Raw genomic sequence first — 14,329 nt, 5'->3', positions numbered from 1 at the left:
TTAGCTTTCCTCCAGAATCGCGGGAACCTTGAAGCGGCCGTCGGCGGAATCCGGGGCGCCGGAGAGGGCCTCTTCCACGGTGAGCACATGGCCCACGACGTCTTCACGCATGACATTAGTCAGCGGGATCGGGTGCGAGGTAGCGGGCACATCGGCACCTGCAGCCTCACTGACGCTCTTGACTGAATCCACAATCACGGCCAGCTCAGTGGCCATGCGGTCCAATTCTTCGTCGTTCATCTCAATGTGAGCAAGTTGCGCCAGATGCGCCACGTCGTCACGGTTGATCGCAGCCATGGATCTCCCCTACAAAAAATAAATAAAGTGTGTAGTACCAGCTTATCTCGCGTGGCAGTTCCTATTTCCCTCGTGGGAGCCGGACATGCCGCCTGTTGTGAGGCAGCTATCAAGACACCCAAGACCGGGGGCGCCCGCAAGGACAGGGTGAGTGCCCCGTCGCCAGCGGAACGCCCCCTTTGTTGGGCTCTTAGCGCTGGGTTTCTTAGCGCTGGGTCTCTTAGCGCTGGGGTTTCCTAGCGCTTGGGTTTCCTAGCGCTGGGCGACTAGTTCAATTTCCACCTTCATGGCGGGGTCAAGGAAAGGCAGCACGTGGACCAACGCCAGGGTGGGACGGATCTCGCCAAAGATCTCACCGTGGGCACGGCCGGCCTCTTCCCAAGCAGCAATGTCCGTCAGGTAAATCTTGGATTGAACCACGTCGGCAAAGGAGAACCCCGCCTCGGCCAGCACTGACTCAAGCTTGCTCAGAATATAGGCGCTCTGGCCGTAGAAGTCCTCGCCAACTATGGTCCCGTCTGGGCCGGCAGCCGAGGTCGCTGAGATGTAAAGGGTGTCGTTGACCTGCACCGCGCGGGAGTAGCCAAGGGTCTTCTCCCAGCTGGAGCCAGAACCATAAATTTTGCGCACGTGTTTGTCCTCTGTGTCGTGGGCGTTGAGCCCGAATGTTGGAGCCACAACTCTAAGGGCGGCAGATCCCACCAAAAGATTTCATTGCGTTTTTCGACGGCGTGTCTGTTCAGCAACAGCCTTCTCGCTTAGCGCTTATCGCTCCTAGCACTTATCTCTCCTAGCACTGGCGCCGAGCCCAGAGCCGGGAACTCCGGGATGAAAGTGCCAGCAGCACCAGGATATCCAGTGGAAGTCCCAGCGGATCCTCCGACAGGGAGATGCTCTCGCCGTTCACCAGCGTGAACGCTGCCAGAATAAGGAACCCAACGCTGAAGGCCAAGGTGGCTACCCTGGCGAAGTTACTGCCACGCAGGATCAATACCGCCAGCAGCCCGTAGCTGAGGAAGGCAATGGCCGAGATTCCAATGACCACCATCAGCAGCACACTGATGGTTTGTTGATCCGCCGTGTCCAGGCTGGCGGCGGTGCTGGCCACGGTCGAGTTCCAGTCCCTAACCATCAAGGCAATAGTCACCACCCCCACCACAAAACGAAGCGCCATCAGCAGCACGCCGAGGGTAGTTGGAATGGGGCGCCGGTTCGCGTGTGCCGCACGCCGGGCATCTGTGTCAGGGCCGAGCGGGTCGCCATCGGGCGCAATGGTGAGGCGTCCGACGTCGACCACGGGTAAGTCTCCATCGGTGACAATGGTGTCCCCGCCCCCGTTACGAGAGTGATAGCCACTGGAGAAATCCTTGATGATGCGCACCTTGATATCCGGGCTACAACCCTGGATCGAGTGCACAATATGGTCACGTTCCCGGTCGGTATCGGGGGCAATTTTGTGCGTGATTTGCAAGGTAAAAATGGAAAAACCCACGGCACGGTCAAAGGTGCCGGCCGCCATCCAATCGGCACGGTGCCCGCCAGGGAGCATCCACCCGTCGGGGCATCGCCAGAAGCGGACAGGGTGTCGTTTGGCAGGATTGCCCTCCACTTCCTGCTGATAGGCCAGATCCTGTTGGTGCCCAAACAGCAACAGCGGACTGACCGGAGCCTCATCGTAGCTTCGCTTCAGGAGCGTGGAGGTGACGATGCGCCAGCTCGAACGCAACGTAACGGGATCCGCCCTGATCCAGCCGGCCTGAGTCATCGCCTCATGCAGCTGCGCCTCGCTGCCCACGACGGCCAGGTTGATCGGATCGCCCAGGAGGCCGTCACTGGTTCGGGCGCGGCCGATGAAGTAGTCGGGGACGTATATTTTGGTCAGGATTCGGTGAAGTCGCGGTAACACCAGGTACGCCAGCACCATTCAGAACAGGAAAAAGAACGGGACCATGTACCAGCCGCCGAAAAAGCCCTCAGCTAAGACCAAGTAAGCCAGCCATAGAGCTGCGAACGCGCCGAAAATGAACGCCGCATAGTCCACTATCGAGTTCAAGGAGTTCGGCCGGAGCGCCAGGAAGTACCGACCTCTTGAGGCGTGGATGGCGCGCTCAATGCCGGGACCCTGTCACGGTAGCTTGGTACACAACACGACACATGTGGTCATCATACTGCCGGTCCTAGAGGGCCATCCGATAGACCCTGAGCATCTTGCCGTTCTCCGGGATGGGCCAGTCACGCTCGGGTGCGCGACTAAAGCCCAATTTTTGGTACAGCGCGTGGGCGCCGTGCCAGTCATCTCCTGTCGTCAAGCTCACGGCACGGATGCCCTCGAGCTCCTGCGCGTGCGCCAAAATCCACTGAACCATTGCCCGCCCGGCACCACTTCGCTGTACGGCGGGGTCCACCACGAGGAGCCGGAATTCGAGCTCATCTTCCAGCGCAATGTCCGCCCATTCGTCGCCATAAACGGCCAGTGTCGCCGAGCCAATCACCACGCCATCACGCTCCGCCACGATCATCGGGGCCACTGCGGCTCTTTGGCCCACCTGCATGATCTTTTGCATGTACGAATACTCGGCGCTGTCAAAGTACCCGGCACCGAGGTAGGCGTCGGCCGTGATCCGGGCAACGGTGTCGTAGTCTTCTTCGGCGATGGGGCGAACTGTGGTGCTCATTCATATGGCTTTCTGCTTGTTTCCTGGCACAGTGATCCTGCTTGCTTCGTTGGACAAGTCCGACGCCGGAACTTGCCTGCCTCAGTCTTCCGTATCTAGGTGCCGCGAGAGAAATTCGCCGACGGTTACTGGCGCCGGGGAGGTTTCTCGCCTCTGGCGATTCCAAACAGCAGCTGATGCGGTCAACCCACCCCCCGGCGATTCCAAACAGCAGCTGATGCGGTCAACCCACCCCCCGGCGATTCCAAACAGCAGCTGATGCTACAAATGTGCCGGGTCTGGCGCATCAGCTGCAGTCTGGAATTGGTGGAGCCAGAAGTAATCGCATCAGCTGCTATTTGGTTTCTGCTTTGTGAGTCCTATTCACCCCTGCCTGTGGATAACTGCGGACGGGCAAGGCTAATTTGAGCCAGAATTGGCCTATGGTCACCCGTCCACGTAAATTCCTACAGCTGATCCAACGGCCCTTCACTTTCAGTGAGGGGCTGGCGACCGGCGCGACGCGCAGTCATTTGCGGGCCACGACTCTCATCACGCCGAGCAGGAACATCCGTGTTCCACTCGGAATACCGCAGAAACTACTTGACCGTGTGCGTCCCTACATAGTGTTGTGCCCCTCCGGCTGTATATCTCACGTGACGGCTGCACAATTGCATCGATTCCCACTCCCATGGTTTGACGATGATATAAGGACCATTCATGTCACGCGCCCAGCGAAGTCTGCCCAGATACGGCGCAAAGGCGTAATCGGCCACAGCAACGCGGTTGCATCGAGGGACATCATGCGGATTAAGGACATTCCGGTCACATCGGCCGAACGGACATTCCTGGACCTTAGTGCCCTCTTGAGTCTGGACCATCTGGTGGCAATAGCCGACTTCTTGATTTGTGAACACAACCGGCCGTTCGAACCCCACAAACCGCCGTTAGTTTCCGCTGAGAAACTGCGTGCCTATGTGTTGAACCAGCATCACATCAGAGGACTGGCCAAAGCCCGAGCCGCTTTGGATCTTATGCGCGTTGGCGTCGATTCACCGCCAGAAACACGGCTCCGCCTCATTTTGCAGCGCGCAGGTCTGCCCGAATTCACCACCAACTACGCTATACCCGGAGATCCGGAAGTATGGCCGGATCTGGCCTGTGAAGAGTTCAAAACCAGCGGTCAGTACGAAGGCGAAATTCATCAGACACCGCAGAAACAACTCTATGACCGTAACCGCGATGAAAGGAGCGCCGAGCGTGGTTGGTTACAGGTGAAGGTGTACAAGGCCGATATGCGTCGTGGCGACGCCTACGTCGCCCAGATGTTCAAGCACGCGCTCCGGGCACAGGGTTGGCCCGGATAGCCGCCCTGGAATTCAGCCCAAACTCCGGGCCCGATTCCAAACTGCAGATTGTGCGAGAAAATCACGGGCAAAGTCGCATCAGCTGCCATCTCAACCGGGAGGGCTGACAGAAATCGCCTGATCTGCTTCTTCAATCCCAGCTAGGTGCGGTCCAACCCAAGCCCCGTGCCGGGACCTCAAAGTAAGTTACTACACCTGAAATTCGGACCGCTGGAGGCAGCCTTAGCCCTGGCCCCCATACCGTTTCTTCCGGGGCCAACACAGAAGAATCCAGTTTCGGTGCAGGCGTATTGGGATTCGAAGGTGTGGTGCGCATCAGCTCCAGCGCCGTCCGCGCCAGCGAAAGACGCCCACTGCGCACCGTCCCGTCGAGGCGGTCCCGCCAAGCGTTGATGGCGGCCGCCGCACACAAATATCCGGTGGCATGATCGAGCCCCTGAACCGGCAAAGGATGCGGCACCTCCGAGCCAAAGTGCGCCATGCCAACATCCGCAATGCCGCAGCTCATCTGCACGAGCGAATCAAAACCGCGCCGATGCACCCACTGTCCACTCCATCCATAAGCGTTCAGTCCCACGTCAATCAGAGTGGGATAGCGCCTAGCCAGCTCATCCGCCGACAATCCCAATTTAGCTAGCGCATCGCCCCGATAACCGTGAATGAGAATATCGGCGCCAGCCAGCAGTTCATGGAGCGCCGCCAGCCCATCCGGCGTTTTCAGATCCAACTTGGCGCAGCGTTTCCCCACGGTCAGCTCCGGCTCCAGCGCCGGTTCCTCCCAATCCGGCGGATCGATCCGCAACACTTGCGCACCGTACTGCGCCAGAAAACGAGTGGCAACAGGTCCGGCAATGATCCGAGTCAAATCAAGCACCCGCACCCCTGCCAACGGTCGCCGCGAAGTGGCGGGCCGGATGTTTGAAGCTCTCACGCCGCGGTCCCCCTGGCGCGCCTCTCCCCACGCGATCAGTGGTTCACCGGCAACAGCCCGACCCTGCGGATGCGCCATCCACGCTGTGGGCGATCGCATGAAAGCCGCGCAACCGTTCGCCGTCACCAACGCAGTTTCCAGCGCCTCCCCTTTCCAAAGTTCGACGGCGGGACCTACCGTTGCGCGGTCAGCGTCAAGTCCCAGCCCCAGCACGTTGAGGGCTGCAGCTTTGTGGTGTGCGGCGTTGGTGTGCAGGCGGATCCAGCCGTCGGCGCAGCGGTAGTCGCCCGCGATGGAATCCCAGACGGGCGGCAGTTCCCAACCCACAGGTGTGAACGACATGCCGAACCACAGTGATGCCAGATCCCGGTCGACTGATACTTCCGGAGGCGCAGCACCATAACGTTGGGCTAGATCAGCTACCGCCTGTCCAGCCTCGGCGATGGCAGAGACGGCCAAACCGGTGACATCAAATGCCGAGCGAAGCGCTCCAACTCCGGTGACTTTCATGCCAGCATCCTTCCAACCACGGAGACAACCCTCCACCCGCGATTCCAAACTGCAGCAGATGCGGTCAACCCTCCAGGAATCTCGCATCAGCTGCAGTCTCGAACCGGCAAACCGCAGAAACTCAGTCCGCCGGTGCGAAGCCGCCCTCTAAGCCGGGCACGCAGGCGCCGGTCCAGACTGAGAGGACCTCGGCTCGGGAGGGCAAACCGTTCACGGCAGGGCTGAGCTGCGGACAATGTACCCACGCTCCGGCTTCGGAGGCAATGAGCCCACCGGCGGCGAAGTCGTGCTCGAACAGACCGTACTCCAGGTAAGCGTCCACCGAGCCTTCGGCCACGGCACACAGTTCCAGAGCAGCTGATCCCAGCCGACGGAAATCACCAAAGTGATCCATCCGGCCATCCAGTTCCGAGATCAGCCGGTGCCGTACATCGGCGTCGTAGCTCAATGACGTTGACAGCAAGGTGCCACCCCGTTTCTCCACCGGGCCCTGAAGCTGGCGCGTGGTCTGCATGCCATCGGCACGCGTTTCATCGAGCCACGCGCCACCGCCCAATGAGGCGAAGTAGATCCGACGCAACGCCGGCGCGTTAACCACCCCGGCTAGCCATGCGCCGTCGGGCCCCATGACGGCCACCGAGGTGCCGTAGTAAGCAATGTTGCGGATGAAGTTCATGGTGCCATCGAGCGGGTCAATGCTCCACCTATAGCCGGAGGGCTCCGCGGGAAGCGCCGGGGCCAACTCTTCCCCGGTGATGACGTCATGCGGGCGGGCATCCTGGATGACCGCCCGGACCGCGTTCTCGGCAGCCAAATCGAAGGCCGTCACCCAGTCGGCGTCGGAGGATTTTTCCGCAGCAGCAAAGCCTGCCGGATCCCGAGCAGCAAGAACGGCGGCACCGGCGGCGGCGGCGCGCAGGGCCACTTCGAGAAGTTCGTCAATGGTCACGGCGGACGGGTTCATGAAGATCCTTTGTTAATTGGTCGCGCTTGGTTGATCGGCGGCCGCCGCTTCGGGGAGCTCGGCAGGAGTTTCGGCGGCCGCCGCGGCGGGCAGCTCGGCAGCATCCACAACAAGCGCGGCAGCAACGGGTCCGGTCTCCAAAAGAAGCAAGAACGCTTCCTCGTCCAAGACCGGAATGCCTAATGACTCAGCCTTATCCAGCTTGGTACCGGCGGCCTCGCCAGCCACCACGTAGGAGGTGTTTTTAGAGACCGATCCGGACGCTTTTCCGCCGCGAGTGATGATGGCTTCCTTGGCTTCGTCGCGGCTGAGCGTTGGCAACGTTCCGGTCACTACAATGGTCAGGCCCTCCAGAGTGCGCGGCATGGACTCGTCCACCGCATCAGCCATCAGCACGCCGGAGGCAGCCCACGCATCAACGATCTCCTGGTGCCAATCCACCTCGAACCACTCGATCAGCGCTTCGGCAATGATGGCACCCACACCATCAACATTGGCCAGCTGCTCGCGCGCATCCGGCGCAGCCAACGCGAGACGGATCGCCTCCATGGAGCCGTACTTAGTGGCCAGCGCACGCGACGCCGTAGGCCCAACATGCCTGATCGACAACGCCACCAGCACCCGCCACAACGGCGCCTTCTTAGCCTTTTCCAGCTCATCGAAGAGCTTTTCCGTGGTTTTGGTAGGCACGGAAGGCTTCTTGGCAGTGGCCTTCGTGTAGAAATAGGGCACCGGTTGGAACCGCCCAGTCCCCTCCCCCTTGGACCGAATTTCACGCCAAACCACGACGCCGGACAGGTCCAGATCCGCGATGGCGAAGACTTGCGCTTCACTCGTCAGGGGGCCGGGGCCGGCGGGGGCAATGACCCCGCCGTTCTCCGCCGGATCGGCACCGGGACCAGCAGTCAGCGCCCTGGCAGCCTCATATCCCAGAGCCTCAATGTCAAAGCCACCGCGGCCTGCAAGATGCGCCAGGCGTTCTGTCAGCTGACTCGGGCAGGACTGCGTGTTGGGGCACCGGATATCGATGTCGCCCTCCTTGGCAGGGGCCAATTCAGTACCGCAGGACGGGCAGTGCGTGGGCATCACAAATTCATATACGGGCGGATCTTGCTCCTCGCGCAGCGCCATGACGGGGCCTACAATTTCAGGGATCACGTCCCCGGCCTTGCGCAGCACCACGATGTCACCAATCATGACGCCCTTGGCCTTGACCACATCTTGATTGTGCAGTGTGGCCATTTCCACCGTGGAGCCAGCCACTTTGACCGGTTCCATCACGGCGTAGGGTGTGACACGTCCGGTGCGTCCAACGTTGACCCGGATGTCCAGCAGCTTGGTGTGCACTTCCTCCGGCGGGTACTTGTACGCCACCGACCAGCGCGGCACACGCGAAGTATGGCCGAGTCCGCGCTGGGTAGCCAGATCGTCCACCTTGACCACAATGCCGTCAATCTCGTGAATCAGATCGTGCCGGTGCTCACCGTAGTAGGCGATGAAATCCATGACTTCAGCCAGCGTATCTACCACGTTGTAGTACGGGCTGATGGGCATGCCCCACGATTTCAGCTGCTCATACGTTTCAGACTGGGTGGCAGTGGATAGCCCCTCGCGGGCACCGATCCCGTGCACAAACATGCTCAGCGGCCGCTTAGCCGTCTCCGCCGGATCCTTCTGGCGCAGCGATCCGGCCGCAGAGTTGCGCGGGTTCGCAAATGGCGCTTTACCGGCTGCCACCATCTGCTCATTCAGAATGGCGAAGTCCTTCGAGGCAATGAAAACTTCGCCGCGAATCTCCACCTCTGAGGGAAAATGATCACCGTGCAGCTTCTGCGGGATGTCCTTGATGGTGGCCACATTATGGGTGATATCTTCACCCGTGGTGCCGTCGCCGCGAGTCGCCGCCCGCACCAGCACCCCGTCGCGGTACAGCAAGTTCACGGCCAATCCGTCAATCTTCAGCTCGGTCAGCCACTTCGGCGCCTGCCCACCCTGCTTCTCCACGGATGCGGCTGCGCGCACTAGCCACGCCTCCAATTCCTCGAGCGAGAAGACATCTTCCAGCGAATACATTCTGGCTAAATGGTCGACGGCGGCAAACGCCACCGAGACATCCCCACCTACCAGCTGGGTTGGGGAATCGTTCGTCACCAATTCCGGGTGCAGCGCCTCAAGCTTTTCCAGCTCGCTGTACAAAAGATCGAATTCCGCGTCTGAGACTAGCGGTGCATCCTCGTTGTAATAGGCTGCCCGATACTTTTGGATCTCATCCACCAAGACGCCGTAGCGCTCTCGGTCTGCGTCGGTGGGAATGGGCTGGTTATCTACGTTCTCGCTGCTCACGGTTCTATCTTGCCCCACGAAGCCATCCTGGCGCACCAATCAGTGCCGCTACTCAAACAAATGGCCCGCGGCGGTGGTTGAGTCAACAACCACGCCCGCGGGCCAGGTGGTCCCCTTGAAGCGGTTGGCGTGGGCGACTACGAATAATCTAACAACTACGTTTCCAGAGTGCGATGGGGACAACTCTCCAACACCTACCGCTCGTGGACCATGGTGGTGGCCACCTGCAATTGGAACGCCTTGCCACGGCGCGCCACGAAGCCACGGGCGGTAACGTCCACCGCAATGACCAACGACGGCGGCGCCTCGGGATCCGTTTTCCACTCCGTAGCATGTAGGTTCTTGGCTTTCTTCCGGTTGAGCAGGTGCTCCCGGTAGTGCAGTTCCACACAAAGCGAGGTCCACACCCGGCACACCAGGTGCGGGGCAAGTCCGTTACCAGGCCCACAGTGTGTGGCAGTTATACACAGTCGACAAACGCCGCGCCACCCTTGTAGTCAACTAAGAAGAAGGAGAGCCTGTCCGGGCTATAGTCGGCCGCCATGCCCTGCACATACTGGCGCCGTCGTTTCTGATTCGAAGCGGGTTCTTGCGCCAGCTGTTTTCAGATCTGCGGTGAGTACCTTGATGTCCACCCTGTGCCGAGGACGTTCCTGTTCAGACAGCTACACCTCGGAGATGCCGCCGGAACCCGGCCCGGAAATGGAGGTGCAACAAGGCAGCTGCGGCGCCCCCGCAGCTGCTCGTCTGTTGCTCACAGCAGGCCATCAAAGAGGAGGGAGATACCGTCTCCCAGCTCGGCGATGTCCCCATTGAGCAAGATGGCTTGTTCGCCTTGGCTCAGCCTGCGCGGGGCCTGGCCTTCGCGCACCAAAACAGTTCCGTTCGTGGCTTTCAGATCAACCAAGAGCACGTCCCGGCCATCAAGGCGCACTTCCACATGAGAGCGTGAAATATCGTCATTGCTGCTCATGACCTGCACCAAACGGGGCATGGCGCCGCCCATGACGCGCGATACCGAAGGCTGGCGGCCAATGATGAGAGAGTGGTCCAGCTCTATGGATTCGCCACTGGAAATGTGCATGGTGCCCAGTCGCGGACGGCCCACTTCCCGAGGTTCGGAGTTGAGCAGGGCCCCGCAGTCCGAGCACTGTGAATGGCAGGGCGGGTTGGCATGACCGTGTAAGCACATGCGCGCCAAAACCATGGGGCCGGTGGATGGACGTGATTCCAGCGGCGCCGCGACGGCTGGAGCTAGATCACGATCAGCATCAGCACTCATGGCGGTTTGACCGTCATGGTCAGGGTCAATGGGCTCTTCCGCTGCTGGGGCAGGCTGGTTCTGGGCACCAGGAACATTCCACGACACCGAGTCAATCATGGGAGCTTCCGTGCCACACTGGCCTACGTCGTCCTGACCGGCGTTCGGGGCGTAATCCTGCCACGGTATTCCAGGGCTGGTATCTGTTGAGTCAGCACCCGGTGAAGCCTGGCCGGTCAGTGGCGGCAAGGACGGCAGCGGAGGAACCACTGGACCGGCATTCACCGCCTCGATGGGCTGGCCATGTTCATCCAGTCGAACGGCCGCATCGTCCACACCCAGGGCCACAGTAGGGCCCCACAAATGGTCGGTGGAAGTGGTGAAAGCTGACTCGTCTGCCGAGTCAGCCGCCGGCGTATTCGGCTCTTCTGACGTGTCAGCGTCCGAAGTGGACTGCGCCTGGGCAGCTTCCGCCTGGCCGCCTGCGTGCATTGCAGCATCCAGCAGCTCCGACTCGCTGTGCGTCAAAGGCTCTTGGCCAGAGTCCCCCGCGAATACTGAGGCCGGGAATTCGACAGCCCACGCAGCAGCATCTTCCTCGTGCAAATCAGGCTCGTGCAAATCGGGCTCGTGCAGATCAAGCTCGTGCAGATCAAGCTCGTGCAGGTCGGGGCGAATGGTCAGGTCGAGGTCGTTGATATCGTCCTCACCATTGGCCTGGACGGGCTCCAGCTGCGCGCTCCATTCGGCGTCGGCGGCCTCGGCTGCCATGGCGAAACTGGCATAGGCGTCATCCTCCGGCTGAGCAAGCTGCTCCACGCCCACAACAGAATCTTCCTCTGCCAGTGATACGGCACTCTCCTGCGCCCCGAACTCCTCAACCTCATCTGCCGAGGTTTGCGCCAAGGTGTGAGGTGCATCCTCAGGGTCGGCATCCTGGTAATGTTCGACGGCGGTTGCGGCCTCTGGTGTCTCATCCTCCTGCACTTCCGGCAGGACTGAGGGAACATAGGGAACAGCAGCACTCAACTCGCACGAGATGTCCAGGCGGAGCGACTGCAGCCGGACCACGGCTTCGCTTACGGGAAGTTCCATCTCGGCGGTCCCGGATTCGGTATCAGAATCGGATTCGGTATCGGAATCGGGTTCGGCCAGGGTCAGTTCCAGGGCGTCCGGCAGCGTCAGGGACCGCTCGCTCCAAGTGGTGACGTCGCGGCCGGTCACGAGCTCGGCGGCTCCATCCTTCCGGGCAATCAGGGTGATGTCCCCGCGCAGAATCGCGTGCAACTTATCGCTCTGGACTAGGATGGCGAAACTGGGCAGACCGGTGAGGCCGGTGCCGAAGGAATCGGTGACCTCATTCAGGACGCCGTGGATGGTGGGGTCCTGGCCGAGGAAGTCCCACAAGCGGTTCACGATGTCCGGGTCGGTGTTGCTTTCCAGCACGATAACCGAGCCGGATCGCACCATGCCAAGCCATGATCCTGTGCGGTACGTGTTGCTAACCATGATTCTCCTCGGTTGAAAGTGCGCCGGCCTTGGCATGAGCTGCCATGGCCGGTACTGCCGGTATTGCTGGTACTGCCGGTACGTGCGACGGTGGTTGCAGCCTCATGGCTGCTGTCATGACCGAGGCGTTCAGGGTTTGCTCACCCGCGGTGCCCATGACATTGCTGGCATCCACCACGATGACGGTGACATTGTCCCGCCCTCCTGAGCGCAAAGCCGCCTGGATGAGCGAGTCCACCGCGTCCTGCGGATGACGCAGCGTGCTCAGGACACGATGAATCTGCTCATCTCCCAGCTCACCCGAGAGGCCATCGGAACAGACCAAAATCCGGTCGCCCTCCTCCACCGGGACCAGCCAAAAGTCGGCTTCAGTGTCCGATCCTGTGCCGAGTGCTCGTGTCACCACATGCCGACGCGGGTGGACCAAAGCCTCAGCGGCGGTAATCAAACCGGCATCGACCATTTCCTGAACTTCGGAATGGTCCACGCTGATCTGAGAAAAGACGCCTTGGCTCAGACGGTAGGTGCGTGAATCTCCCACGTTGAACACCAGCCAGTAGGGCACGGTCCGCTCTTCGACCAAAACCACTCCACTGACTGTTGTGCCAGCCCGAGCATTGGTCAATTCTCGGATCCGCGCATCGGCTTGGCGCAGCGCCTGTTGCAAGTCCGACGCCGTTGCCTCCCGGGAGCCAGCGCTCAGCAGCCGCTGGTTGCTGAGCACCTCAATACACTCACGGCTGGCGACCTCACCGGCTTCATGCCCACCCATGCCGTCGGCAACGGTAAAGAGCGGATCCGCGGCCAGGAAGGAGTCCTCGTTGAGTTCCCTGCGCAGTCCTCGGTCGGTGCCGAATCCAAAGTCTAACCGGACCCCAGAATCGGTGGCATTCTTGGCTTCATCCGAAGCGCTCATGCTTTTTCCACCAAGAATGAACTATGGCCGAAATGCACCCACGATCCAGATTCGGCCACAGCAGGTGATCCACCCACTAGCGGGCTCTTGGCTCCATTCGGGACGGAGAGAGCGCCGGCCTTGGTGGAATGACGGTCTGTAACCCAGAGGCCTTCAGCCGCGGCGCGGAGGTGACGATGGGTCTTGGAGACAGATCGGGTGGAGTCGTGGATGGAGATCAGACGCGAAATCATCTCACCATCGTAACTGGCTGAGTGAGGGCCACTGAGCGCCCTTGCAGCCAGGTCCTCCGTGGACCCGTCATCAAAACTCAGGCGCAGTGCGATTCTGGCACCCTGCGGACGGGCCCGGTTCTCCCCTGCCTCGTCGTCAGCCTGCGCTGCACTTGACTGTTGTCCCCATCCATCCGCTGGTGCCGGCGCGGCCAGGTTTTGCTGAAACTGCTGGTTGTGGCTCTGCTGACCCTGCTGGTTCTGCGGGTTCGGAAACTGTTGGTTTTGAAAAGCGATGACAGGAAGAGCAAAGGGATCGGGAGTGGCCTCCGCTCCCCAGGAACAATCCAGTGAACGCCACGGGTGAGCCCGGCGCCCATCCCTGCGGTGAACTCTGTCCTGAACCCTGCCCCACAAAAGCACGAGGTTTGGCTACCGTGTGAGCCAGCGGCGAGTGCACCGGCGAAATGTGGGCTACCTTGTCGTGCCAACCCTGATGTTTGCCGTTTTTGTCCCACGCATTGGAGAGCAGCATCAGGATCGGGCCAGCTGTGGGCACCAGCCTGCTCAAGCCGACCATCAAAGACCGCAAGAAAAGAGCCAGCAAGCCGGCTGGGTGACCGTCCATAGTGGTGGTGCGCACGCTAAGCATGAGGTTCCCCAGGGTCTTCCCCGATTTGGCTTCCCACAACCACTGCCACACAACATAGGCGAGAGACAGAAGCGAAGCCACCCTCAAGCACCTTGGACTGATTGTTAAGATGCCCCACCAAGCCCTCAGTGCGGTTGGTCGCCCAGACGCTAGCGTCCCTAAGGTCAACAGCGGCGGTGGTGAAAGACCTTTGCTTATCCCGAACTTGCCACGTTCGGGTACGCACTAGACAGGCCGGCCCCTCATCATGCAGGAGCCTCATGTAGCGTTGCGCCCCCACGCGCCCGTTACTGCTCAGGGGCCCGCCACTGCCCACGCGCCCGTTACTGCTCAGGGACCCAGGATGGTGCGGCCGAGCCAGCTCCGGTGAGTGCTCCGCAGCGCACATATTGCTGACCAATCCGGGTCAGGGGGCATTGATGCTCCGGGAGCACTTGGACTATCCCATCCAGCGTTCCGGGATCCTGCCTTGCATGTGCTGGCGCCGGGATGGCAACGACAAGGAACAAAATTGCTGCTCCCGCTCCCGCCCACCGCGAGACTCCATGCTGTGGTGGTGCTTGCCGTTGGTGCCCATGCTTGGATTGCGTATACATGGTCTTGCCTTTCACTACTGGATGGACCAACACTGGATGAACCGATACCTCCACATTCCTCCGGACGGTCAAATCTGGCATCGGGGGTTGGTCCTTAAAAAAGCTCTTCGGTCCCTT

At 60.7% G+C, this 14,329-nt stretch carries 12 protein-coding genes and 2 pseudogenes; 1 reads left to right on the top strand and 13 read right to left on the bottom strand.

All coding sequences use genetic code 11. The features are described from left to right. The 4 genes from gatC to ACX80D_RS03375 form a co-directional block, all read right to left on the bottom strand. Positions 1 to 297: an Asp-tRNA(Asn)/Glu-tRNA(Gln) amidotransferase subunit GatC gene (gene gatC, locus ACX80D_RS03390; protein ID WP_459321220.1), complete on the bottom strand. Its 297-nt coding sequence runs from the start codon at positions 295 to 297 to the stop codon at positions 1 to 3. Positions 298 to 549: 252 nt separating this feature from the next. Continuing rightward, on the bottom strand, positions 550 to 927 hold the full coding sequence (locus tag ACX80D_RS03385) for a RidA family protein (protein ID WP_459321219.1): 378 nt from the start codon (positions 925 to 927) through the stop codon (positions 550 to 552). A gap of 160 nt (positions 928 to 1,087) precedes the next feature. Further along, positions 1,088 to 2,203 carry an LssY C-terminal domain-containing protein gene (locus ACX80D_RS03380; protein WP_459321218.1) on the bottom strand — a complete coding sequence of 372 codons (1,116 nt, stop codon included), beginning with the start codon at positions 2,201 to 2,203 and terminating at the stop codon, positions 1,088 to 1,090. Between the two features lie 271 nt (positions 2,204 to 2,474). Further along, the gene (locus ACX80D_RS03375) at positions 2,475 to 2,972 is read right to left on the bottom strand and encodes a GNAT family N-acetyltransferase (RefSeq protein ID WP_459321217.1); all 498 of its coding nucleotides are present in this window, start codon (positions 2,970 to 2,972) and stop codon (positions 2,475 to 2,477) included. Between the two features lie 782 nt (positions 2,973 to 3,754). Here ACX80D_RS03375 and ACX80D_RS03370 point away from each other — a divergent pair. Continuing rightward, positions 3,755 to 4,318 (top strand): hypothetical protein, encoded by a 564-nt coding sequence (locus ACX80D_RS03370; protein ID WP_459321216.1) that lies wholly within the window; start codon positions 3,755 to 3,757, stop codon positions 4,316 to 4,318. A gap of 130 nt (positions 4,319 to 4,448) precedes the next feature. On the opposite strand, the gene ACX80D_RS03365 is transcribed toward ACX80D_RS03370, so the two are convergent. The 9 genes and pseudogenes from ACX80D_RS03365 to ACX80D_RS03325 all read right to left on the bottom strand — a co-directional run bounded on the left by ACX80D_RS03365 (position 4,449) and on the right by ACX80D_RS03325 (position 14,212). Further along, on the bottom strand, positions 4,449 to 5,759 hold the full coding sequence (locus ACX80D_RS03365) for a CoA transferase (protein ID WP_459321215.1): 1,311 nt from the start codon (positions 5,757 to 5,759) through the stop codon (positions 4,449 to 4,451). 121 nt (positions 5,760 to 5,880) lie between these two features. Then, positions 5,881 to 6,723, bottom strand: a complete 843-nt coding sequence (locus ACX80D_RS03360) for an inositol monophosphatase family protein (protein ID WP_459321214.1) — start codon at positions 6,721 to 6,723, stop codon at positions 5,881 to 5,883. A 12-nt stretch (positions 6,724 to 6,735) separates the two neighbouring features. Next, entirely contained in the window at positions 6,736 to 9,066 is a 2,331-nt protein-coding gene (ligA, locus tag ACX80D_RS03355) for an NAD-dependent DNA ligase LigA (RefSeq protein ID WP_459321213.1), read from the bottom strand. Positions 9,067 to 9,341: 275 nt separating this feature from the next. After that, a pseudogene (locus ACX80D_RS03350) lies at positions 9,342 to 9,628 on the bottom strand (FtsK/SpoIIIE domain-containing protein); the annotation flags it as partial. A 192-nt stretch (positions 9,629 to 9,820) separates the two neighbouring features. Further along, on the bottom strand, positions 9,821 to 11,836 hold the full coding sequence (locus ACX80D_RS03345; protein ID WP_459321212.1) for an FHA domain-containing protein: 2,016 nt from the start codon (positions 11,834 to 11,836) through the stop codon (positions 9,821 to 9,823). Further along, positions 11,829 to 12,752, bottom strand: a complete 924-nt coding sequence (locus tag ACX80D_RS03340) for a PP2C family protein-serine/threonine phosphatase (RefSeq protein WP_459321211.1) — start codon at positions 12,750 to 12,752, stop codon at positions 11,829 to 11,831. The genes ACX80D_RS03345 and ACX80D_RS03340 overlap by 8 nt, the downstream gene beginning before the upstream one ends. Continuing rightward, positions 12,749 to 13,387, bottom strand: coding sequence for a hypothetical protein (locus ACX80D_RS03335; RefSeq protein ID WP_459321349.1), 639 nt, complete (start codon positions 13,385 to 13,387; stop codon positions 12,749 to 12,751). Before ACX80D_RS03335 ends, ACX80D_RS03340 begins: the two co-directional genes overlap by 4 nt. Positions 13,388 to 13,448: 61 nt before the next feature. Beyond that, positions 13,449 to 13,697: pseudogene (locus ACX80D_RS03330) on the bottom strand (RDD family protein); the annotation flags it as partial. Positions 13,698 to 13,939: 242 nt separating this feature from the next. Further along, positions 13,940 to 14,212 carry a hypothetical protein gene (locus tag ACX80D_RS03325; protein WP_459321210.1) on the bottom strand — a complete coding sequence of 91 codons (273 nt, stop codon included), beginning with the start codon at positions 14,210 to 14,212 and terminating at the stop codon, positions 13,940 to 13,942. Between the last annotated feature and the right edge of the window lie 117 nt (positions 14,213 to 14,329).

It is taken from the genome of Arthrobacter sp. Sr24, assembly GCF_054511175.1.
The sequence above is the reverse complement of the archived record's forward strand: the minus strand, read 5'-3'. Positions and strand labels throughout refer to the sequence as shown.